The sequence below is a fragment of the Streptomyces sp. NPDC002092 genome (genome assembly GCF_053593775.1).
Window position 1 is genome coordinate 138,962 of record NZ_JBSFDG010000013.1, and the last position, 21,588, is coordinate 160,549.

General features: G+C 71.3%; 16 protein-coding genes and 5 pseudogenes. 9 read left to right on the top strand and 12 right to left on the bottom strand.

Annotated features, from left to right (window positions below; all coding sequences use genetic code 11):
- Positions 1-233 precede the first annotated feature (233 nt).
- Positions 234-1,028 (bottom strand): SDR family NAD(P)-dependent oxidoreductase, encoded by a 795-nt coding sequence (locus ACWCRD_RS28820; RefSeq protein WP_450968680.1) that lies wholly within the window; start codon positions 1,026-1,028, stop codon positions 234-236.
- Between the two features lie 85 nt (positions 1,029-1,113).
- On the opposite strand from ACWCRD_RS28820, the gene ACWCRD_RS28825 reads away from it, so the two are divergent.
- Positions 1,114-1,965 carry a helix-turn-helix transcriptional regulator gene (locus tag ACWCRD_RS28825; protein ID WP_387863323.1) on the top strand — a complete coding sequence of 284 codons (852 nt, stop codon included), beginning with the start codon at positions 1,114-1,116 and terminating at the stop codon, positions 1,963-1,965.
- Between the two features lie 443 nt (positions 1,966-2,408).
- On the opposite strand, the pseudogene ACWCRD_RS28830 reads toward ACWCRD_RS28825, so the two are convergent.
- Positions 2,409-2,785, bottom strand: a pseudogene (locus ACWCRD_RS28830) (DUF4158 domain-containing protein); the annotation flags it as partial.
- Positions 2,786-2,872: 87 nt separating this feature from the next.
- Between ACWCRD_RS28830 and ACWCRD_RS28835 the strand changes: the two are divergent.
- Complete coding sequence (locus ACWCRD_RS28835; protein WP_450968681.1) at positions 2,873-3,511, top strand: cation:proton antiporter domain-containing protein; 639 nt, start codon at positions 2,873-2,875, stop codon at positions 3,509-3,511.
- Here the strand turns inward: ACWCRD_RS28835 and ACWCRD_RS28840 are convergent.
- From ACWCRD_RS28840 to ACWCRD_RS28860, 5 genes and pseudogenes are all read right to left on the bottom strand, one after another.
- Positions 3,430-4,023: pseudogene (locus ACWCRD_RS28840) on the bottom strand (DUF2252 family protein); the annotation flags it as partial. The gene ACWCRD_RS28835 and the pseudogene ACWCRD_RS28840 overlap by 82 nt on opposite strands.
- Positions 4,024-4,136: 113 nt before the next feature.
- Complete coding sequence (locus tag ACWCRD_RS28845; RefSeq protein ID WP_450968682.1) at positions 4,137-5,138, bottom strand: Acg family FMN-binding oxidoreductase; 1,002 nt, start codon at positions 5,136-5,138, stop codon at positions 4,137-4,139.
- Between the two features lie 454 nt (positions 5,139-5,592).
- Positions 5,593-5,793: pseudogene (locus ACWCRD_RS28850) on the bottom strand (transporter); the annotation flags it as partial.
- Positions 5,794-6,046: 253 nt separating this feature from the next.
- A complete protein-coding gene (locus ACWCRD_RS28855; protein WP_450968683.1) occupies positions 6,047-7,288 on the bottom strand; it encodes an ROK family protein in 1,242 nt (413 codons plus the stop codon).
- Positions 7,289-7,324: 36 nt separating this feature from the next.
- Positions 7,325-7,966, bottom strand: a complete 642-nt coding sequence (locus ACWCRD_RS28860; RefSeq protein ID WP_450968684.1) for an alpha-ketoglutarate-dependent dioxygenase AlkB family protein — start codon at positions 7,964-7,966, stop codon at positions 7,325-7,327.
- Positions 7,967-8,035: 69 nt separating this feature from the next.
- On the opposite strand from ACWCRD_RS28860, the gene ACWCRD_RS28865 reads away from it, so the two are divergent.
- On the top strand, positions 8,036-9,169 hold the full coding sequence (locus ACWCRD_RS28865) for a methyltransferase (RefSeq protein WP_450968821.1): 1,134 nt from the start codon (positions 8,036-8,038) through the stop codon (positions 9,167-9,169).
- Here ACWCRD_RS28865 and ACWCRD_RS28870 read toward each other — a convergent pair whose 3' ends face one another.
- Positions 9,170-10,054 (bottom strand): class II fructose-bisphosphate aldolase, encoded by an 885-nt coding sequence (locus ACWCRD_RS28870; RefSeq protein WP_450968685.1) that lies wholly within the window; start codon positions 10,052-10,054, stop codon positions 9,170-9,172.
- Between the two features lie 28 nt (positions 10,055-10,082).
- Positions 10,083-10,964, bottom strand: coding sequence for an SIS domain-containing protein (locus ACWCRD_RS28875; protein ID WP_450968686.1), 882 nt, complete (start codon positions 10,962-10,964; stop codon positions 10,083-10,085).
- A 244-nt stretch (positions 10,965-11,208) separates the two neighbouring features.
- Here ACWCRD_RS28875 and ACWCRD_RS28880 point away from each other — a divergent pair.
- The 4 genes and pseudogenes from ACWCRD_RS28880 to ACWCRD_RS28895 all read left to right on the top strand — a co-directional run.
- A pseudogene (locus tag ACWCRD_RS28880) lies at positions 11,209-11,473 on the top strand (alkaline phosphatase); the annotation flags it as partial.
- 98 nt (positions 11,474-11,571) lie between these two features.
- Positions 11,572-13,413, top strand: a complete 1,842-nt coding sequence (locus ACWCRD_RS28885) for a glycoside hydrolase family 15 protein (protein WP_450968687.1) — start codon at positions 11,572-11,574, stop codon at positions 13,411-13,413.
- A 5-nt stretch (positions 13,414-13,418) separates the two neighbouring features.
- The gene (locus tag ACWCRD_RS28890) at positions 13,419-13,622 is read left to right on the top strand and encodes a hypothetical protein (RefSeq protein ID WP_450968688.1); all 204 of its coding nucleotides are present in this window, start codon (positions 13,419-13,421) and stop codon (positions 13,620-13,622) included.
- 317 nt (positions 13,623-13,939) lie between these two features.
- Positions 13,940-14,488: an AMIN-like domain-containing (lipo)protein gene (locus ACWCRD_RS28895; RefSeq protein ID WP_450968822.1), complete on the top strand. Its 549-nt coding sequence runs from the start codon at positions 13,940-13,942 to the stop codon at positions 14,486-14,488.
- A 6-nt stretch (positions 14,489-14,494) separates the two neighbouring features.
- Here ACWCRD_RS28895 and ACWCRD_RS28900 read toward each other — a convergent pair whose 3' ends face one another.
- From ACWCRD_RS28900 to ACWCRD_RS28910, 3 genes are all read right to left on the bottom strand, one after another.
- Positions 14,495-15,496 (bottom strand): alpha/beta fold hydrolase, encoded by a 1,002-nt coding sequence (locus ACWCRD_RS28900; protein ID WP_450968689.1) that lies wholly within the window; start codon positions 15,494-15,496, stop codon positions 14,495-14,497.
- A gap of 767 nt (positions 15,497-16,263) precedes the next feature.
- Complete coding sequence (locus ACWCRD_RS28905) at positions 16,264-17,247, bottom strand: S1C family serine protease (protein ID WP_450968690.1); 984 nt, start codon at positions 17,245-17,247, stop codon at positions 16,264-16,266.
- A 108-nt stretch (positions 17,248-17,355) separates the two neighbouring features.
- Positions 17,356-18,471: a GNAT family N-acetyltransferase gene (locus ACWCRD_RS28910; protein WP_450968691.1), complete on the bottom strand. Its 1,116-nt coding sequence runs from the start codon at positions 18,469-18,471 to the stop codon at positions 17,356-17,358.
- 414 nt (positions 18,472-18,885) lie between these two features.
- On the opposite strand from ACWCRD_RS28910, the pseudogene ACWCRD_RS28915 reads away from it, so the two are divergent.
- Together ACWCRD_RS28915 and ACWCRD_RS28920 are read left to right on the top strand one after the other, a co-directional pair.
- Positions 18,886-19,994: pseudogene (locus tag ACWCRD_RS28915) on the top strand (glycerophosphodiester phosphodiesterase family protein).
- 78 nt (positions 19,995-20,072) lie between these two features.
- Positions 20,073-21,548 carry a DUF2079 domain-containing protein gene (locus tag ACWCRD_RS28920; RefSeq protein ID WP_450968692.1) on the top strand — a complete coding sequence of 492 codons (1,476 nt, stop codon included), beginning with the start codon at positions 20,073-20,075 and terminating at the stop codon, positions 21,546-21,548.
- Positions 21,549-21,588 lie beyond the last annotated feature (40 nt).

Genomic DNA, 21,588 nt, shown 5'->3' on the forward strand with positions numbered 1-21,588 from the left:
CTTTGTCGCGTCCCCGGCAATTGATCAGCCCTTCAGGGCGTGGTGCGGCGCGGCGGTGCGTTCATCGCGCATCCTTACGCTCGACGGCGCCTGGGGGGTGGCCGTAAGGGCCGCCCGGCAGTGTCCGGCCCGGGGGCTAGGTCGCAGGTCTGCGCGTCGTGGAGCCTGCGGGGTTGCCGGGCGGTCCTTAAGTGAGAGGGTGGGCCTCGGCGGGTGGCGCTGGGCTGTCTTGGTCAGGCGCCTGCGCCGCCGTCGACCGGCAGGATCGCGCCGGTCACGTACGAGGCGCGGTCGCTGAGCAGCCAGGCGGCCGCCTCGGCGATCTGCCGGGGCTCGCCCATCTGACCGAGCGGGATCGACTTGGTCATCTGCTCGACGATGCCGGGGGTCGCCGCCTCCCAGGTGGCGATCATCTCAGTGGAGGTGCCGCCGGGGGTGATGCCGTTGACCCGGATACGGTCACCGGCCCAGTTCACCGCGGCGGTCTCGGTGAGGCTGTTGAGCGCGCGCTTCATGGCGCCGTAGGCGGGCAGGGCCGGGTTCGCGCGGCGGCTGCCGATGCTGGAGGTGTTGACGATCGCCCCGCCGCCGTTCTTCCGCATGAGAGCGGCCTGGGCGTTCATGGCGGTCCAGTGCGCGCGGAAGTTCACGGCGAACTGCTCGTCGATGTCCTCGTCGCTGGTGGTGTGGACCGGGCCGAACTGCTGCTGGGGGACCGCGCCGTTGTTGAAGGCGCCATCCAGCCGTCCGTGCAGCTTTTCGACCTGGTCCACGGCGGCGCGGATGCTCGCGCTGTCGGCGAGGTCCAGGGTGACGGCGTCGGCGGTACCGCCGTCGGCGCGGATCTCCTTCACGATGGTCTCCAGGGCGTCGGTGCTGCGGGCGGCGAGCACGACGGCGGCGCCCTCGGAGGCGAAGAGCCGGGCCGCGGCCGCCCCGATGCCACGGCTGGCGCCGGTGATGAAGGTGATCTTGCCGGTGAGCAGGCCGACGGGTGCGATCTCAGTGGTGTTCGTGTTGTTCGTCATGGCAACAGCGTCCGGCCGGCCGCCGACCGGATACAGGCACAACCAGTACTACGATCCGCCGCCGGGCGGCGCGCACACTGGCCGCATGGACAAACAGGAGCTCGGGGCATTCCTCCGTAGCCGCCGCGAGCGGCTCCGCCCCCAGGACGTAGGCCTCCCCTCCGGCCCGCGACGCCGCACACCAGGTCTGCGCCGCGAGGAAGTGGCCGTCCTCGCGCACATCTCCACCGAGTACTACATCCGCCTCGAGCAGGGCCGGGCGCCACGCCCCTCAGGCGACGTCCTGGCCGCGATCGCCGGCGCCCTGCGGCTCACCGACGCCGAGTCCGACCACCTCCACGTCCTCGCCGGCACCGCGCCGAACCGCACCGGACTGCACCGGCGCGACGTCCGCCCCAGCATCCTCGCGCTCCTCGAACGAATGCCTCAGACAGCTGGCTTCGTGATGTCCGCCGCGTGCGAGGTCCTCGCCTGGAACGACCTCGCGGCCGCTCTCATGGAGGACTTCGCCCCGCTCACCCCCAATGAGCGCAACCTCGCCCGCCGGGCCTTCCCCGGACCGCAGTACGCCGATGAGACGCTCTACGGGATCTCCGACGCCGCCGACTTCCGGCTGGGCATCGTGATGCAGCTCCACACCACCCTCGCCCGCTACCCCACCGATCCCGCAGTGACCGGCCTCGTCGACGAACTCCGAGACACCAGCCCCGACTTCGCCCGGCTCTGGGAACGCCACGACGTACAGCCTGTACCGACGCTCACCAAGACCTTCCGCCACCCGACCGTCGGCGACGTCACCGTCGACTGCGACACCCTCACCCTCACCGACCGCGACCAGCACCTCGTGCTCTACAGCGCACCGCCGGGATCCCCCGGCGCCGAGACGCTGGCTCTTCTGAACGTCCTCGGCGCCCAGGCGAGCGACTATCTGCACTAGCGCCACAGCCGACCACGACGGACACCGCCGCCAACAGGGTGACGTACTGATCTTCGCTCATGCGCGGCGACCAGCCGTTTGAACCGCGGATACGCCCTCCGCTCGATCGAGGTCACAGTCCCGCCCCGGCCCCAGTCGACAGGCCCAGCATCACACCAACGAGACGAAGTCGAACAGGTGACGGGTTGCGGCCTCAAAAAACCAAGATCATCCCTTGGCCCCTTTTAGGCTTCCCTCGGCGATCCCCCCTGCGAGAGCAGCACCGACCTGTTCCGCTGCGCGGAGTGCCGGGTCTACGAGGTGGGGCCCGGGGCGCAGGCCAGGGCCGGTCACTCCTCGTCGGTGGCGTCCGGGTCGCGCAGCGGACGCAGGCCACCGGCCAGGTCGGGAAGCTGGAAGGAGTACCGGCCGAGCATGTTGATGTGATGCCTGACGAACGGCGAGAGGCGGGCCAGCTCCGACACCCGGGCGCCCGGCGGCACCATCAGCAGGGAGTCCAGCACCGCACGTTGACCAGTGCTCAGCAGCCCGTGGAGGGTGTCCCACAGCCGCTGGTTCGCCGCCTCCCTCACCGCGGCCACCAGGGGGCCAGCGTCGTCACCCCGGGCAGCAGCACCCGCCGCTCACGCAGCCACCCCGCCGCCGCGTCGAACAGCGCCTTCGGACCCTCCCCGGTGGTCCAGGCCCGCGCATCCACCCACGCCCGCAGCTCCGCCTCCACCTCGGCGAACTCCGTATACTCCATGACCCGCCGCAGCTCACGGACGTGATCGAGCCGGGTGTTCTCCCGCTCGCCGTACGCCTTCAGCGCCGACGCGTCCCCGGTCCCGCCGTCCTCGACATCGTCGGCCTCGAACACAAGGCCGCGCTGCTGACGGCCCTGCTGGAAGCCGCCCGCGCCGCCTGGGTGGCCGGGTTCGCCTTCGGATACGCCCTTCGGCGCTCCCCCGTCAGCCCCGGCACCGAGAGCACCGGCACCGAGCCGGAGAGCGAAGACGACACGTCCGAGTTCGCGGAGAATCTGGGCGGCCTGCTGGCATCGGTCAGCCTGATGGTCTTCGGCGCTGTGCTGCTGGGACCTACGCTGCAGCACCTGACCTGGAAAATCGTGCTCTATGCCGTGCTCAGCCTGACCGTGGTGCGCATGCTGCCCGTGGCCGTGTCGTTGCTCGGCAGCGGACTGCGGCCGCCGACGGTCGCGTACATCGGTTGGTTCGGGCCGCGCGGTCTGGCCTCTGTCGTGCTGGGGCTGCTCGTACTGGAGGAGCACGTGCCGGGGACGGAAACGATGGGGCGGGTGGTCGCCGCAACCGTTGGGCTCAGCATCCTGCTGCACGGTGTGTCGGCCTCGGCTCTTGCCGGGCGGTACGGCGCCTGGTTCCGGCGCACGGGCGCGGCTGCCGGGCGTGAGCTGCGGGAGGACGCCGGAGCCGGAGAGCCCGGCGCTGTCCGCCGGGCCCGGTCCTACGAGGTGAGGTCGGTCCTCGCCGTCACGTGTCCGGCGGCCACGGCATCGGCCAGTGCCCGGTCATCGCGCTCGTTCTGATCGGCGTAGGCCCGCGCGAACTGAGCCAGCGCCCGGTCGAAGCTGTCGCCGCGACCGAGATAGGCGCCGATGGCGATCGGATCGCCGGACCGTGCATGGGCGCGTGCCAGCGAGGCGCCGCACAAACGGCCGAAGAGCGCCAGGGTCGCAGGATCCATGGTCTCGGGCTGTGCGATGCCTTTCCAGTCCCGCAACTGCCGTACATAGAAGTCGCGTTCGCGACCGTCGATCCCCGTCATGTGCTTCCAGCCGAGGAAGATGTCGCTGGCGGCCTGCATCAGTCGCTGCCCGGCCACCACCCGCTCGCCCTGGTTCTCGTACGGTCTCGCGCCGCTGTAGGGGGCGAGTACCGAGTTGCCCGCCTCCTTGGCCTGCAGCAGCAGCGGATCCTCGCCGTCACGGCCCAGCAGCAGAATGATCCAGCAGCGGGTGCCGACGCTGCCCACTCCGACCACCTTGCGCGCCATGTCGACCACGTGGAACCGGCCCAGGAGGTGCTGCCGCTCCGAGGACGTGCCCCAGGCGAAACCGCGGGCGGACTGGCGGGCCGTGCGCCGACTGGCCTTCGCACGCGGCAACGGAGGCATGGAACGCTGACCGCAGCCGCCCGCTGACGAAAACCGGCTCACCGGGCCGGTAGCTGCTTGTCCAGCACCGCTTGCGGGGCGCGTCGCGGGGTGGCGGGGCCCTCTGCGCCGTAGCCGAGCCGGATCAGCATCTGTGCGTGACCGGTGTGGTGCGGCTCGGGGCTGAGGAAGCGGCGCAGGTCGGGCCATTCCATCGGCTGGTGCAGCAGCGACGTACGCAGCCCCAGGGCGGTGGCCACCAGCAGGACGTGTTCGAGTGCCTCTCCTGCGCGCAGCCAGTCCGTACGACGGTCGTGCTCGGTCCTGAGCAGGGCGATGGCCGGGGTGGTCTCGAAATCCTGGGCGGGCAGCCGCACGGGGTGGCGTGCGGCGGTGAAGTCCCGCATGGGGATGCGCTCGCGGGTGTCCTGCGGGCCGAGGGCGGTCTGCGGAAGGCCGACGTCGATCGGGCTGTCCGGGTCCCGGTGCACCCAGCGGCGGCTCTCCGTACCGCGCTCCGGGTCGGCACGGTTGCGCTGCTCGGCCTCTGCGGTCACCCGCAGCAGCCGGACGGTCTCGGCGGCCTCGGGAAAGATCAGTGAGGCGCCTTCGGCGTGGGCGGCCTCGGCGAGTTCGGCGCGTGCCTGCAGCGGCAGGGGCCTGTCGGCGAACGGGAAGCGACTGCTGTGCCTGCGCCAGATCGCGGGGTAGAGGTCGCCGCGGTGTTCCGTGCCGTGCCCGCCCTTGGCTCCGGTGGGCCGGACGACGGCGAGCAGGTCGGGCTCGTCGGGGCGGGGCAGCAGCCGCACGACGGGTGACCAGCCGAAGTGGGACACCGCGACGCGGAGATTGAAGACGGAGGCACCCACCGACAGATGCAGCGCACGGCCGGCCGGATCGGCATGCCGCAGGCTGCGCTGCGGGTCCGCGCGCACTTCGAAGGCGACGGTGTCGGGGTCCAGCCCGAAACGCCAGGGCTGCGTGTTGAAGAACGACGGCGCGGCCACCGCTGCCGCCACGCAGGCTTCCAGGGTCTCGGCGTCGAGAGGCACGGATGGCATGGTGCCCTCCTCCCGCACGGGTTTCGGAACAGGTGGTTGTCCTTCGAGAGTGGGCGCCCGGCGGCCTCCGGGTGAGGGGCCGATGGTCCCCGGCAGGTGGCCGGTCAGGCCACCGATGACGACGGCCGTGGGGACGGAACGTTCCGCCCACCGGCGGACGGCTGCTGCGTGCCGCCGGGCGTCGGCAGGGCTGAAGGTCCTCCTACTGCTGCCGGCCGTCGACGACGGCTGGGTGCGGAGGCGCCTGCTCTGCCACGCCGATGATCCCGAACCCGGTATCGGCGACCACGGGGAGCACCATCTGATCCAGCTGGGGCACGCACTCGAGAGCGCCCCGGCCCATCCAGAGATCACCGAAGCCGACAGGCAGCAGCGCATTGCATCCGGCAGCAGCGCATTGAATACGGTGCGGCCATGGCCGTACCAGCGGAGGAATGAGCACGCGGCCACACGGTAGGTCCTGGGCACGCTCCAAGTCCCGCTCGGTGCGCAGCTGCACTTCCAGGTCACCCGTACCGTGGTGGCCGAGCCCCGTCACGGCCCGGGTGAAGCCGGGCGCAAGGTCCACCTCCGCCGGATCTGCCTTCAGGTAGACCAGCACTTTGGACTGCTGTGGCGGAATGAGGCAGGCGAAGTTCCGCAGTCGCTGATAGGCGGCAGACCGAGCAGTTCGCGCTGGCAAACGTTGCCTGTCGGGGCACTGGCTGTGCAGCCACGTCGGACGCGATCCGTCGCAGATCCGGCTCTCCGCGCAGGTGCGGTTCGACGGTGATCCGGCACAGACCGCCGCGCGGCTGCCGAGTTCGCCGCGGAGGGTGCCGAACTCGCCGTCGTCCCCGCGCCGTTGCCCTGCCCACCGCATGTGCCGGAGCCGTTGGCGGACGAGCTGACCAAGGGCGTCGGCGGTCTCACCGGGTGAGCGCCTCCAGCGGGTCGTCCAGTACCGGCTGCCACGCCAACTCGGCGGCGCCGACCAGGCTGTTGTGGTCGAGGGTGCAGGCGAGGATGGGGACGCCGCCGCTCTGGCCCCACAGGCTGCGGTCGGCGACGACGGCGCGCAGGCGCTCGGGGTCGGCGTCGAGGAGGGTGCGGTGGAGGCCGCCGAGGATGATGCGGTCGGGGTTGAGGATGTTGACCAGGCCCGCGAGGCCGAGGCCGAGGCGGTCGATGAGGGCCTCGGTGGCGGTGCGGATGGCGGGGTCGTCGGAGTGGTGGCGGATCAGGTCGTTGGCCTGCCGGAGGAGGTTGACCTCGGGACCGGGCTCGCGGCCCGCGGCGGTGAGCAGGGCCAGCGGGTCGGCCTCGACGTCGAGGCAGCCGCGGCTGCCGCAGTGGCAGGGTCGGCCCTCGGGGTTGACGGTGAGGTGGCCGACCTCCAGGGCCAGCCCCGAACTGCCCGTGTGCAGGCGGCCGTCCAGGACCAGCGCACCGCCCACGCCCCGGTGGCCGGTGGCCACGCACAGCAGGTCCCGGGCGCCGCGGCCCGCGCCGTGCCGGTGCTCGGCGAGGGCGGCGAGGTTGACGTCGTTGCCGGCGAAGGCGGGCCCGGTGATACCGGCGGCGCGCACGCACTCCGCGAAGATACGGCGGACGGGCGCACCGGCGGGCCACGCCAGGTGCAGGGGGTTGAGAGCGAGGCCGTCGGGTTCGGCGACCGCGGAGGGTACGGCGAGTCCGGCGCCCACGCAGCGCCGCCCCGTCGAGCGCAGCAGCTCGGCGCCCGCCTCCACGACGGAGCCGAGGACCTTCGCCGGGTCGGCGTCGACGGTCTCGCTGCCGGGTGCGGTGGCGACGATGCGGCTCCCGAGACCCACCAGCGCCGCCCGGAACCCGTCGGCGTGCACCTGCGCGGCGAGGACGACGGGGCCGTCCTCGGCGACGGCGAGCCGGTGCGAGGGCCTGCCCTGCGAGCCGGCCGCCGCGCCGGGCCGGGCGTCGACCCGGATCAGCCCGAGGGCCTCCAGTTCGGCGGCGACCGCTCCGGCAGTGGCCCGGGTGACGCCGAGCTCGGCAGTGAGCACCGCCCTCGTGGGCGCGCGCCCGGTGTGCACGAGCTCCAACGCGGGCCCGAGCGCACCGCGCCCCCGGTCCAACCGCGCCCTCGAGGTGGTCCCTTCCCCCGTCGGCCGGGGGTCCGCCTTGCCGCTCATGAGGGCGAGTCTCCCATGATCCGCAGTTACAGCGGGCTACAGGCCGCTGACCCGGAGCGTGATGTTCAGCCGTCCTGCCAGCCCCAACTCCGGGGGCGCGGTGCCCCCGTACACACGCGGCACCCCGTGGTAGGCGAGCCGGGACGGTCCGCCGAACACGAACAGGTCGCCGCTGCGCAGTTCGACATCCGTGTAGGGCTTCGTGCGGGTCTCGGTGTTGCCGAAGCGGAAGACGCAGGTGTCGCCCAGGCTCAGGGAGACCACCGGTGCGTCCGACTTCTCGTCGCTGTCGCGGTGCATGCCCATGCGGGCTTCGGCGTCGTAGAAGTTGATCAGTGCGATGTCGTACGGCGCCGCCGGCTCGCCGAGTGTCTCCAGCACCGCCCGTCGGCCGAGTTCGCCCAGCCATCCCGGGAACGGCTTCACCGGAGCTCCGTCGCCGTCGACCACGGTGCGGGCGTAGCCGTACGGGTACCAGTGCCGGCCGAGGCAGACCTGCCGGGCGGTCATCGTGCCGCCGCCGGGCGTGCGCACCGTGCGCAGGCCGGCCGGTGGGCGCGCCCACTCACGACAGGCGTCCAGCAGCCGGCGCTGGGCGTCCGCGGCCAGCCAGCCGGGCACGTGCACCGCGCCGGGCGCGACCTTAGTGCGCTCCCGTGGGAACAGCTCGGCATCCATGCCGCCCATCCTCCCCCCACCGGCCGTGAGCTGCGGCTCGGCTAGCCTTGACGCACGATGAACGACCGTATGACGACGCCGTGGGGCGAGCTCGCGCTGGCCCGTTTCCCCGAGGACCCGCGCGAGAGGCTGCGTGCCTGGGACGCCTCCGACGAGTACCTGCTCAGGCACCTCGCAGCCGAGAAGGTCCCGCTGTCCGGCACGGTCGTGGTCCTCGGCGACCGCTGGGGCGCGCTGGCGACCGCACTCGCGGCGCACCGGCCCGTGCAGATCACCGACTCGTTCCTGGCGCAGGAGGCGACCCGCGCGAACCTGGCCCGGGCCGGCGTCGAGACCGGTGCCGTACGGCTGTTGACCACGCAGGATCCGCCGCCCGGGCGTGTCGACGTGCTCCTGGTCAGGGTGCCCAAGAGCCTTGCGCTGCTGGAGGACCAGTTGCTGCGGCTGGCGCCCGCGGTGCACGAGGGGACGGTCGTCGTCGGCACCGGGATGGTCAAGGAGATCCACACCTCGACGCTGCAGCTGTTCGAGCGGATCCTGGGCCCGACCCGCACCTCGCTGGCCGAGCGGAAGGCCCGGCTGATCTTCTGCACGCCCGACACCGAACTGGAGCGGCCCGCGAACCCGTGGCCGTACAGCTACGCGCTGCCCGAGGGCATCGGCCCGGTCTCGGGGCGCACCGTGGTCAACCACGCCGGCGTCTTCTGCGCCGACCGCCTCGACATCGGCACCCGCTTCTTCCTGCAACACCTGCCGGCCGCGCTGGGCGGCCGGCGGATCGTGGACCTGGGCTGCGGCAACGGAGTGGTCGGTACGGCGGTGGCGGTGGCCGAGCCGTCGGCCGAGGTGCTGTTCGTGGACGAGTCGTTCCAGGCGGTGGCCTCGGCGGAGGCGACGTACAAGGCGAACGGGGTGCCCGGGCACGCGGAGTTCCGGGTCGGGGACGGGCTGGCGGGGCTGCCGGACGGGAGTGTCGACCTCGTGCTGAGCAATCCGCCGTTCCACTCGCACCAGGCGACGACCGACGCGACGGCGTGGCGGATGTTCACCGGGGCGCGGCGCGTGCTGCGTCCCGGCGGTGAGATGTGGGTGGTCGGCAACCGGCACCTGGGCTACCACGTGAAGCTGCGCCAGGTGTTCGGCAACAGCCAACTGGTCGCCAGTGACCCGAAGTTCGTGGTGCTGAAGGCCGTCAGGAAGTGATCAGGCGGCGGGCCGGCCCACGGTCCGGATGATCCCGGTCACCGCCCGCACCATCGCCTCCCTCCCCACGCTCAGGTACTTGCGTGAGTCGACCGCCTCGGGGTGGGCGGCGAGGAAGTCGCGGATCGCGCCCGTCATGGCGATGTTGAGGGCCGTGCCGACGTTCACCTTGGCGATGCCGCCCGCGACCGCCGCGGCGAGTTCGTGGTCCGGCACGCCCGAGGAGCCGTGCAGGACGAGGGGCACGTCCAGGGCTGCCGACAGGCGTTTGAGGAGGTCGTGGTCGAGGGTTGCGGTGCGGGTGGTCATGGCGTGGGTGCTGCCGATGGCGACGGCGAGGGCGTTCACGCCGGAGTCGGCGACGAAGGCGCGTGCCTCGGCGGGGTCGGTGCGGGCGCCGGGCGCGTGGGCGTCCAGCGGGGGCCCAGCAGACTTCCCCCACCCGCCCGGCCCCGGCTTGCCGCCGACCTGCCCCAACTCGGCCTCGATCCAGAGGCCTTGGGCGTGCGCCCAGTCGACGGCGGCTCTGGTCGCGGCAAGGTTCTGCTCGTAGGGCAGGCGGGCCGCGTCGTACATCACGGAGCTGAATCCGGCGTCCGCCGCCTGGCGCAGCAGGTCGTCGCTCTGGACGTGGTCGAGGTGCAGCGCGACCGGTACCGAGGCGCGTTCGGCGGCGACGGCGGCCGCGCGGGCGAGCGGGAGCAGCCGTCCGTAGCGGAACTTGACGGCGTTCTCGCTGACCTGGAGTACGACGGGGGCCTCGGCGGACTCGGCGCCGGCGATGACGGCCTCGACGTGTTCGAGGGTGATGATGTTGAAGGCGGCGACGGCGGAGCGCCCGGCGGCGGCCCGGGTGACCAGTTCGCCGGTGGTGACGAGCGGCACGGCTTCTCCTTCGGGCTTTTCGGGGCGGTCAGGGCGCGAGGATCACCGAGCGTGTGAGGTGGCGCGGCTGGTCCGGGTCGAGGCCGCGGACCGCGGCGACGGCGACGGCGAGGCGCTGGGCGCGTACCAGTTCGGCGAGCGGGTCGAGGCCGCCCGCGATCCACAGCCCGCCGGTGGCGCGCACCTGCTCGGCCAGGCCCTCGGGGGCTTCGCCGAGCATCCAGGTGGCCGTGGAGTGGGTGGTGATGCTGATGGGGCCGTGCCGGTACTCCATCGCCGGGTAGGCCTCGGTCCAGGCGAGTGAGGCCTCGCGCATCTTCAGCCCGGCCTCGTTCGCCAGGCCCACCGTCCAGCCCCGGCCCAGGAAGGTGAACTGCGTGCAGGCGACGAGCCCGTCGGGCAGCGGGGTCGCGAGGGCGGTGCGGGCGTCGGCGACGGCGGCGTCGGTGTGCAGGCCCAGATGGGCGCGGAGCAGAGTCAGTGCGGTCGTCGCGAACCGTGTCTGCACAACGGAGCGTTCGTCCGCGTAGTCGAGCACGACGAGGTCGTCGGCGGCCGCCACGACCGGCGTGTCCGGGTCGGCGGTGATCGCCGTGGTCCGGGTGCGTCCCTTCAACCGGCCGAGCAGATCGAGGACTTCAGTGGTGGTGCCGGAACGGGTGAGGGCCACGACGCGGTCGTACGAGCGGCCGTGAGGGAACTCGGAGGCGGCGAAGGCGTCCGTCTCGCCCTGTCCCGCGCCCTCGCGCAGTGCGGCGGCCGCCTGCGCCATGAAGTACGAGGTGCCGCACCCGACGATCGCGACCCGCTCCCCGGGCTCCGGGAGCACCCCACGGTGCCCGTCCGCCTCCGACGCGGCCCGTATCCAGCACTCGGGCTGGCTGGTCAGCTCGTCCTCGACATGGGTCATGCCGGGCCCTCCCCTGGTCCGATCCTGACGTGATGGCAGGTGTGATTGTTCTTGCAAGATATAGCGAGCTTTCGAGCAAAATCAAGCATTCGAACGCATGCGGGTGCCTAGGGTCGCCGGGATCGAGGCACGGAGGGTGGCCATGTCCCGGGACACCCGCCGACAGGCGCTGCTGGAACTGCTCGTCGAGCGCGGCCGGCTGGAAGTCGGGGAGGCGGCCGCCGAGCCGGTCGCGTAGGGGGCGTCGTACGAGCTCACCGGGCCGCTCGCGGGACGGCGTGCTCGGCCAGATCACCATGTGATGTGCCCGCGCTGGGTGTCGTCGCCTGCTGCTGTGCGGGCGCGCCAAGCGGGTGGTCGTCGCCGCCGACCCCGGCGAGCTGAGCCGACGGGCGTTGGCCCCGATCTGTACGGCCGACTCGGTGGACACCCTGGTCACGGACACCGCGGCGAGCGAGGACCCGGTGCGTCGCTTCGAGGAGGCGGGGATCACGGTCGTCAGGGTCTGACTCCCGACAGCGCGCCCCGCATCCGCGATCCAGACGCCCGGCTGGTTGATTCGGCCTAGGCTGGGAGCGCGGATGCGGGTCGGGGCAGGGAGGCTGTGATGGGCTCAGGAGCGATCGACCAGGGCGTCCCGGGGGCCGCTCCCCGCTATCTGCCGATCGCCGAGCACGGTCTGATCGGCGATCTGCGCAGCGTGGCCCTCGTGGGCACCGACGGCACCATCGACTGGTACTGCTGCCCGGCCTTCGATGCGCCGAGCGTCTTCGCGGCGATCCTGGACGCGGACCGCGGCGGCTCCTTCGAGCTGGCGGCGTCCGTGCCGGCGAAGACCAAGCAGTTCTACTTCCCCGACACCAACGTGCTGATCACCCGGTTCTTCACCGAGGACGGCGTCGGCGAGGTGCAGGATTTCATGCCGCTCAACGGCGGCAAAGTCGAGACCGAGCGGCACCGGCTGATCCGGCGGGTGGTGTGCGTGCGCGGCTCCATCCCGTTCCGTACGCGGGTCGCCCCGCGCTTCGCCTACGGCACCCGGCCGCACACCGTGCGCCTGGTCGGCGAGGTCGCGGTGTTCGCATCCGAGGAGCTGTCGCTCGCGCTGACGGCGACGGTGCCGCTGGAGGCGGACGGGCCTGACGTGCGGGCCGACTTCAAGCTCTCCGAGGGCGAGACAGCGGTGTTCGCGCTGGACCAGGTCGGCGGCGACGTGGACCCGCGCCGGTGCGCGAAGCTGGAGGCGGAGGAGCAGTTCGGCACGACGGTGGCGTACTGGCGGCGGTGGCTGTCGGCGTCCAAGTACCGTGGCCGCTGGCGGGAGATGGTGCACCGCTCCGCGCTCACCCTGAAGCTGCTCACCTACGCGCCCACCGGCGCGATCGTGGCCGCGCCGACCACGAGTCTGCCCGAGCAGCTGGGCGGCGAACGCAACTGGGACTACCGGTACGTATGGGTGCGTGACGCCGCCTTCGCCGTCTACGCGCTGCTGCGGCTCGGCTTCACCGAGGAGGCCGAGGCGTTCATGAGGTTCCTCACCCGGCACGTCAGTCCGTGCGCCGACGGCACCTCCGCACCCCTGCAGATCATGTACGGCATCGACGGCCGCACCGACCTCGCCGAACTCGAACTCGACCACCTGGAAGGGCATCAGGGCTCCGCGCCGGTGCGGATCGGCAACGCGGCCGCCGACCAGCTCCAGCTCGACATCTACGGCGCCCTGATCGACTCGATCTACCTCTACGACAAGTGGGCCAAGCCCATATCCAGCGCCCAGTGGGACGACGTGTGCACGCTGGTGGAATGGGTGTGCCGGCACTGGGACCAGCCCGACGAGGGCATCTGGGAGACCCGCGGCGGCCGCAAGAACTTCCTCTACTCCCGCTTGATGTGCTGGGTGGCCATCGAGCGGGCCATCCGCATGGCCAACCGCCGCGGTCTGCCCGCCGACCTGCCCCGCTGGCGCGAGTCCCGAGACACGATCTACCGGCGGATCATGAAGCGGGGCTGGTCCGAGACCCGGCAGGCGTTCGTCCAGCACGAGGACGGCGAGGACGTACTCGACGCGGCCGTCCTGATGATGCCGCTGACGAAGTTCATCGCACCCACCGACCCCAAGTGGCTGTCCACCCTCGACGCGCTCACCCACGACCTGGTGTCCGACTCCCTCGTCTACCGCTACGACCCGACGGCCAGCCCCGACGGGCTGCGCGGCGACGAAGGCACGTTCTCCATCTGCTCGTTCTGGTACGTCGAGGCCATGGTCCACGCCGGCCGCATCGACGAGGCACGCCTCGCCTTCGAGAAGATGCTCACCTACGCCAACCATCTGGGCCTGTACGCCGAGGAGATCAGCCACACCGGCGAGCAACAGGGCAACTTCCCCCAGGCGTTCACGCATCTGGCCCTCATCAGCGCGGCCTTCAACCTGGACAAGGCCCTGGGCTGAGGGTGGTGCACGAGTGCTTCGAGGCCATGCAGGCGCTGCCCGAGGTGCCCGACGAGATCCTCGACGAGTGGGTGACCCAGGCCTGCCGGGATGCGGCCGCGCGGGGCGTGACAGGCGTCATCGACGTCCACTTCTCCGACAACCTCGCCGACTGGAGTGGAACAGGACGAGCGTGGCCGACTCGCGGCTGCCGAGGTCGCAGGAAGTAGCCAGCCATCCCACCGGCAGCATCGTGCCGTCTCCGCGCTCGAACCACTCGCCCTAATCAGCAGCGGGGCGGGCCAAGAGTCGTTCGCCGCGCTTGTTGACTGCGACGATCAAACCCTTCCGCAACGGCATCCGCGACCGCTGCCCGGGGCGTCGATGCTGTCGGAGCCCCCTGGATGGATCCTGGAAATAGTCAGCCAGAAGCCGCAACCTTTCAGCCACCCGCTATGTCTCATCAAATACCAGTACGAACCATGCTTCGGGGGATGAGATGAGACGAAGCAGAGCAATACGCAGCAGAACGGCATGGGCGACGCTCATGCTCCTGGGCACCGCGATGGGAGCGACCGCGGTTCCGGCCGACGCCGCACCGGCGGCCACCGCCCAGACCGTCACCTGCCCCACCGGCTGGGGCAGTCTGGCCAAGACACGCGCAGCATCCACGACGAAGCCGGTCAAGAACATCAGGACCGGCCGCCACACCTGCTACGACCGGATGGTCATCGACATCCCCGGCGCGGGCCGGAGCAGCCTCGGCTACTCCGTCAGGTACGTCAACCACCTGTACCAGGACGGATCCGGGCGCCTCATACCCGTCGGCGGCGGTGCCATCCTCGAGGTGCGGGTGCATGCGCCCAGCTACGACCCCGGCACAGGGGTACCCACCTATCCCGCCCGGGCGGGCCGTCCCCTGCCGGGCGTCGACCTCACCGGGTACCGCGCTTTCCGGGACACCCGGTTCGCCGGCAGCTTCGAGGGCGACACCCAGCTCGGGCTCGGCGTTCGGGCCCGTCTGCCGTTCCGCGTACTGCGGACGGCCGGCCATGTGATCGTGGACGTGGCCCACACCTGGACCGGCAAGCCCTGACGCGCATCAGACACCAGGAGAGTTCGGAGCATCGAGAGAGCCGAGCCAGTCGATCAGTAGCCGGTTGACCTCCTCGGGGCGTTCCTGCTGGATCCAGTGGCCGCAGCCGTCGAGGACATGTGAGGAGGTCAAACCGGGAAGGGTGGTGGGGTACGCCTTGATCGCGTCCGCCAGCCAGGTGGTGGACGCATCGAGGGCTCCGCCCATGAACAACGAGGGCTGCGCGACGGGGGCGCCGTGGTGGGCGGCCAGGTCCTCCCAGTCACGGTCCATGTTCCGGTAGCGGTTCAGGGCCCCGGTCAGGCCGGTCCGTTCGAACTCCCCGGCGAAGGCGTCGAGTTCGGTCTCACCGAGCCAGTGCGGCAGACGGCCCGCCGGAAACCTGTCACGCAGCGTCCCGCCGCGGCCGACGAAATGCGGGTCGGGCGCGCCGGGCGCGGGCATGGTGTCGGCGGACAGGGCAGCGTAGAAACCGGCGAGCCAGCCTCGTACGTCGGGCTCGATCTCGGCCTCGGCCCGGCCGGGGCTCTGGAAGTAGGAGACGTAGAACTCCTCCTCGCCGCCGATTCCTGCGAAGAACTCGCTGGGCCTGGGCCCGCCGGGCGGGGTGTAGGGCACGCTCAGCAGCCCGACCGCGCGGAACACATCGGGCCGCAGCAGAGCCGAGGTGGCGGCGATGGTCGCGCCCCAGTCGTGGCCGACGATCACCGCGGACCGCTCGCCGAGGGCGTCGACGACGGCAACGTTGTCCGTGACCAGGTCGAGCATGCGGTACGCGGCCACGTCCCCGGGTTCGGAGGAACGGCCGTAACCGCGGACGTCGAGGGCCACGGCCCGGTAACCGGCGGCGGCCAGGGCCGGCAGCTGGTGCCGCCACGAGTACCAGAACTCCGGAAAACCGTGCACGAGCAGCACCAGGGGCCCGCTGCCCTGCTCGACCAGATGGATCCGGCCGGCGGGTGAGGGCACGAGGCGGTGGTGAGGGCGGTCGGCGGGGGTCTGCGGCATGGGTCCCTCCCGGGGCGAGCGTGACCGAAGGCGCGGGCGACGATCATGCCGGGTGCGCGGCGATCCGGTCGATGCCTGTTGCCATTTCGGCAAATCGGCCACCGCGCGCAAGCCCACATGTGGCGCGCCGAGCGTGAGTGCCGACCGGCAGCCCCACCGTCGGGCCGCAAGCCCAAGCGCCGGCCGCGGGGCCAGTACGGGGCGACGCACCCATGGCGGGCGCCAGGCGCCTTGGCGGGCCCGAAGTCCGGGCGCCGAGTCGCAGACGCCCATGCGTGGACGAGCGCCGGCGCTGGACGGCGCAACCCGCCCCGCGCCGCAAGCTCAGGCAATCACCGCAAAACCGCCACAAGGCGGGTCAGTGCCACGCAGCGCACGCCCCTCCACACCACAACCCCGCCACCCCCCTACCCCACGACCAACCCCGCGCACCCGGCCCAAACCGCAAAACCCACGCACCCGCACAGCCGACCAACGCCAGACAGCGAACGCCCCCCACACCACAGCCCCGCCACGCAAACCCCCGTACCCGACGACCAGCCCAAGCGCCGAACGCCGCACACCCGGCCCAGACCGGCAATCCCTGCGCCGGACGGCGTGTCCGCGCCGGGCGGCGCGCGCCTCACCACACCGCAAGCCCACTGCGCCAGTCGCTCGACGTGCGCGCCGCCCACAGCGGATGCGATGCCGGGCGCAAGCCCCGTACCAACGTCGGCGCCGCCGCGAGGCAGCGGATCATCGGTCGGCCCACCGGGATTCTCGGCCCCTCAGTCCTCCGCGATCAGTTCCACCAGTGTGGCGATGACGTCCACGAGGGCGTCGCCGCGCAGTGCGGTGAGGGCGAGGGGGCGCCCTATCGCGTCCTCCAGCATCAGGCGCTGCAGGGCCTGGGCGCTGGTCACCGGTTCGCCGTGGGCCGTGATGAGCAGGTCGCCGTCCCGCAGTCCGGCCCGGGCGGCGGGGGACGCGGGCACGACCTCGACGATCCGCAGGCCCGTGTGGCGGCCGGTTCGTGCCCGCAGCAGGGGCGGCAGCGGCGCGGGGATGCCGGCGAGGCCGAGGTAGGCGCGGCGGACTCTGCCGTCGGAGAGGAGGGTCGCGATGATCTGGCGGCTGGTGCCGTTCACCGGGACGGCGAGGCCCAGGCCGACGTCGGCGATGGCGGTGTTGATGCCGACCACGCTGCCGTCGGCCGTGGCGAGGGCCCCGCCCGAGCTGCCGGGGTGGAGGGTGGCGTCGGTCTGGACGACGTCGTCGATGACGCGGGTGGCCCGGCCCGCGCTCGCCGGCAGTGACCGGCCCAGCGCGCTCACCACGCCGGTGGTGACGCTGCCGGTCAGTCCGAGGGGGTTGCCGACCGCGACGACCAACTGCCCCACCCGTAGGGCGTCGGCCTCGCCGAGCCGGGCCGGGGGCGGGGTCGGCCCGTCGGCCCGGACCACCGCGAGGTCGGAGAGCGGGTCGGCGCCGATGACATGGAAGGGGGTGGTCGTGCCGTCGGCGAAGTGCGCCGTACCGGCGTCGGAGTGCCCCACGACATGGGCGTTGGTGAGCAGGAAGCCGTCGTCGGTGAAGACCACCGCGGAGCCGGTCCCCATGACGAATCGGCCTCTGGAGCGGCGGTGCGCGACGTTCAGCGCGGCCACCTTCGGAGTGAGCTCGGCAGCGACGGAGGTGACGATCTGCGAGTAGGAGTCGAGCGCGGCCTGCTCCTGACGGGAGCGGTCGGGCTCGGAAAATGTCTCGGCCACGAGTCGACCTTTCCGCCGGCCCAAGGGCATACATGCGTGTATTACATGCTTACACCCTTGCTCCGGCAGGCGGACCGGACTTCGCTGCGGGCTGACGCCGGCGTCCGCTCAGCGTGTGCGGGGCCCCGCGGTGCCGGAGTCCGTCCGCCTCGAGGTGCGCAGGGTGCCGACCGTCTTCAGCAGCCGGTCGGCGGGTGCGCGCAGCTCGGGGTGGGCATTGACCGTGTTCCGCAGACCCCGCACCGGTCTCCGCCACAGCCGGTGGGCCGCCGCGACCGGGTGGGGGCGGCTGGCGAATCCTTCCGCCACGCGCAGCTCGCGGGTCTTGAGCCAGTCCTTGTACTCCTTGTCACCGCGCCCCAGGTCCATCAGCGTCACCCCGTTGCGGGCGGCCGCCTCGGCGGTCCGCAGATGCATCATCAGGCCGGGCGAGTAGTAGTGCAGGTCGGGGTCGTAGGCGGTGAACCAGGCCGCCAGCACGGTGCGCGACCGGGGCCCGAAGTGCGCCGCCACCGGCCGGTCGCCCGCGTACAGCACCGACAGCACACCGGTGAAGTGCTCCTCGCGGACCTCGAAGAGATGGTCCACCAGGTCGACGATCCATGGCCGCGAGAAGCGGTCCATCCGGCCGGTCCTGCGGTACTGGGCGGACTTCCACTGCATCAGCCGGCGCAGCATCCGCGGATCGCGCTCGTCGAACTCGAAGCGCACCTCGCCCACGTCGCGCCCGAGACGGCGTTCCTTCTTCAGCGTCGTCTTGGCCAGCCCGGGGTAGGCACCGCGCAACCATGGCCCATAACCGCTCTCGTCGGGTTTCAGATCGACGACCGGGGAGGCGAACATCCCCGTGACATGCCGGCCGAACGGCTTCTGCTCCTCGACGAGATGGTCGAACTCGAAGATGGACAGCCCGCAGGCTCTCAGCAGCTCCTGGGCGTCCCAGGTGACTCCGGGGCGGTGCACCAGCGCCTGGCAGTCGGAGAGGCCGAGCCCGACGGCCCGGCCGACGCCGAAAGCGTTGCGTTCGTACGGGAAGAAGCCGACCGGCGCCCCGTCCTCACGCAGGACGGCGATCCGGGTGCCGGCGCGGTATCCGCCGATCCCGAGGGCGAACTCCGGAGCCAGGAAAGGATTGGCGTACTCGGGGGACTCGTCCATCGCCGCATGCCACGCCGTACGCAGCGAGGTGCTCAGTTCGTCGACTCTGTGGATCGTGACGTCCACGTCAGATCATCCGCCCTTCCCCAGGCTCCGCGAGCGACGACCCGGCCGCAGGGCAGGCCGGTAGAGCGTGTGGACCCCTGTTCATTGATCGCATCCGCGACCGCTCCCCCCGTGACGTCCCCCCGCGGCGCACTGTCCGCGTCCTACCACGTTCTTTGAGTATCAGCCGGTTCCCGGCCGTGTACATGGTCGTTCCGCGCTCGATCCTCGGGTTCCGAACTGTCCGCCGAGGATCAAACGTCGCGAAACAGTACGCATGTTGTCAAGAGTGCCTGCCGCTACAAAACGGCAGCAGAAGAGGTGGTCCTCGCCGGGCACGTACATTTCACGCCGTCCTCGTGTGCGGGCCGTTTCGCCGGGCCGGTCTCCAACTAGCGTCGTTCAGTGGCCCGAACCGACCCCAGTGAGGTTTCGATGTCCGCAAGACACACCCTCGCCGCCCTGGCGCTGGTCCCCTGCTCGCCTTGCCGGCGGCGGCTCATGCGACGACGTACGACGGCTCCCTCGTGCCGCCCGGGAAGACGCGCTTCGATCTGCAGGCCCACCGCGGCGGCATCGGCATGACGACCGAGGAGTCCCTGGAGGGATTCGGCAAAGCGATGCGTCTTGGGGTGTCCACCCTGGAACTGGACACCCAGATCACCAAGGACGAGAAGGTCGTCGTCAACCACGACCGGCAGGTCAGCGCCCAGAAGTGCCGTGACACCGCTCCCGTCACGCCGGGCGACCCGATGTATCCGTACGTCGGGAAGTACATCAAGGACCTCACGCTGGCCCAGATCAAGACCATGGACTGCGGCTACCGGCAACTGCCCGGTTTCCCCGAGCAGGAGGTGGTCAAGGGGTTCCGGATGGTCGAGCTGAAGGACGTCCTGAACCTGGTCCGGAGCTATCACGCGGGGCAGCTCAAGCTGAACATCGAGACCAAGGTCGAGGCGGGCGCCCCCGAACAGACCGCGCCCCGCGCGCTGTTCGTGCGCCGGGTCTACGAGGAGATCCACCGCTCGGGCATCGAGCGCCAGGTCACCATCGAGTCCTTCGACTGGGGCGCGCTGAAGGCGATGCACGAACTGGCCCCGAGGTGGCCCCTCGTCGCGCTCACCAACTACGACTTCCTCCAGGTCGGCCGGCCGGGCGCCTCCCCGTGGCTCGGCGGGATCGACGCCGACGACTACGGCGGCGACTTCGTGAAGGCGGCCGCCACCGTCCCCGGCGTCAGGGCCCTCTCCCCCAACTACGGCTTCCCGCAGACCGGAAAGGTCGGCGACCCTGACTTCCGTTTCTACTCCGACCGGACGATGGTCGAGGAGGCCCACGCACGGGGCCTGAAGGTCATCCCGTGGACCTGTGACGATCCGGACACCGTGAAAGCGCTGATGGACATGGGCGTCGACGGCATCATCACCAACTACCCCAACCATGTACGGCAGATCATGGCCGACCGGGGCATGCGCCTGCCCAAGCCGTATGAGCCCCGTCGAGACAGGCGCAGCGCCGGTATCGCCCGCCGCAGCAGCAAGTGATCTACGTCTCAGCGGGTGAACCGCGAGCCGGGGAACACGGTCACAGCAGATGACGTAGTCATCGAGTGCCCACGGCGGATGATCCGTTGCCGGCACGTAAGGACGCCCCCCACCGTGCCCGACACCCAGCAGGACCCGCCCACTTCGCTCCTCCCCGACAAGTCCATACCGGCGCCGGTCGCGCCTCCCCCGCGTGACCGGCGCTGTCCGCCCGGCCGCCGCGATCCCTGCTTCCTGGCGGCCGCCCTGTTCGCCGCGTACGCGATCCTGTCCATCCTCCGGTACGAGCATCTGGCGACCCGGTCCTGGGACCTCGGCATCTTCGAGCAGGCGGTCCGCGCCTACGCCCATCTGGAGGCGCCGGTCGTCGATCTGAAGGGGCCCGGGTTCAACATCCTGGGCGATCACTTCAGCCCGGTGCTCGCTCTGCTCGCCCCCGTCTACCGGCTCTTCCCCTCCCCCGTCACGCTGCTCCTCGCCCAGGCCGCGCTCTTCGCGCTGTCGGCCGTGCCGGTGACCCGTGCGGCCTCAAGGCTGCTGGGACGGCCGCACGGGCTCGTCCTCGGCCTCGCGTACGGGCTGTCCTGGGGTCTGCAACGGGCCGTCGACTTCGACTTCCACGAAGTCTGCTTCGCCGTACCCCTGATCGCCTTCAGCCTGGAGGCGCTGCTGGCCCGCAGGTGGCGGACCGCGCTGTGGTGGGCGCTGCCGCTGGTGCTGGTCAAGGAGGACCTGGGCCTGACGGTGGCGGCCATCGCGCTGGTCGTCGCCCTGCGCTGGCGCCGCTCCCCGCGCCCGCTCGCGTACGCCCTCGCAGTGGCGGTCCTGGGTATCGCGGCCACCCTCGTCACCCTCACCGTCGTCATCCCCTCCTTCAACACCAGTGGCGGGTACGAGTACTGGACCAAGGTCGACAGCGGCTTCACCCTCTTCGACGGCACGGACATCAAACTCCGCACCCTGGCCTGGCTGTTGATCCCCACCAGCGGTCTGCTCGCCCTGCGTTCCCCGCTGTTCGTCGTGGCACTGCCCACCCTGGGCTGGCGCTTCTACTCCGCCGACGACCACTACTGGGGCACCGGCTGGCACTACAGCGCGGTGCTGATGCCGGTCGTCGCGCTGGCCCTCGTCGACGCGCTCGCCCGGGCACGGGTGAGCTCCCGGCCCTGGCTGCGTTCGTACGCCCAGCACATGCCCGCGGCGGTCGCCGCAGCCGCCCTGGCCCTCACGACCGCCCTCCCGCTGTCCACGCTGACGGAATCCGCCACCTACGACACCCCCGAGGGCGTCCCCCGCATCGAACGCGCCCTGGACCGCATCCCGGACGGTGCCACGGTCGAGGCCGACATCGGCCCCAGCAGCCGTCTCACCTCCCGCTGCCGTGTCTTCTGGATCGGCGCCACCCGGGGCATCACCCCCGACTACATCGCCCTGAACAACACCGGCAAGTGGGTCGGAGACGTCCAGGCGTACGCCCATCAGCTGCACCCCGACGTCCGTTATGTGATCGACGACGCCGCGTACGGTTACGTCGTCCTCAAACGCAGGTCATGACCGGCAGGCGCCGACCGCCATTGACAAGCCGGATCCGACA

What these genes read in the sequence shown, in the direction of transcription:
- ACWCRD_RS28865 (WP_450968821.1), top strand. Translation starts at nt 8,036, where the DNA reads ATGACGACGCCGTGGGGCGAGCTCGCGCTGGCCCGTTTCCCCGAGGAC.
- ACWCRD_RS28845 (WP_450968682.1), bottom strand. Translation starts at nt 5,138, where the DNA reads ATGCCATCCGTGCCTCTCGACGCCGAGACCCTGGAAGCCTGCGTGGCG.
- ACWCRD_RS28860 (WP_450968684.1), bottom strand. Translation starts at nt 7,966, where the DNA reads ATGGATGCCGAGCTGTTCCCACGGGAGCGCACTAAGGTCGCGCCCGGC.
- ACWCRD_RS28855 (WP_450968683.1), bottom strand. Translation starts at nt 7,288, where the DNA reads ATGAGCGGCAAGGCGGACCCCCGGCCGACGGGGGAAGGGACCACCTCG.
- ACWCRD_RS28820 (WP_450968680.1), bottom strand. Translation starts at nt 1,028, where the DNA reads ATGACGAACAACACGAACACCACTGAGATCGCACCCGTCGGCCTGCTC.
- ACWCRD_RS28895 (WP_450968822.1), top strand. Translation starts at nt 13,940, where the DNA reads ATGCTCCTGGGCACCGCGATGGGAGCGACCGCGGTTCCGGCCGACGCC.
- ACWCRD_RS28875 (WP_450968686.1), bottom strand. Translation starts at nt 10,964, where the DNA reads ATGACCCATGTCGAGGACGAGCTGACCAGCCAGCCCGAGTGCTGGATA.
- ACWCRD_RS28920 (WP_450968692.1), top strand. Translation starts at nt 20,073, where the DNA reads ATGATCCGTTGCCGGCACGTAAGGACGCCCCCCACCGTGCCCGACACC.
- ACWCRD_RS28900 (WP_450968689.1), bottom strand. Translation starts at nt 15,496, where the DNA reads ATGCCGCAGACCCCCGCCGACCGCCCTCACCACCGCCTCGTGCCCTCA.
- ACWCRD_RS28825 (WP_387863323.1), top strand. Translation starts at nt 1,114, where the DNA reads ATGGACAAACAGGAGCTCGGGGCATTCCTCCGTAGCCGCCGCGAGCGG.
- ACWCRD_RS28885 (WP_450968687.1), top strand. Translation starts at nt 11,572, where the DNA reads ATGGGCTCAGGAGCGATCGACCAGGGCGTCCCGGGGGCCGCTCCCCGC.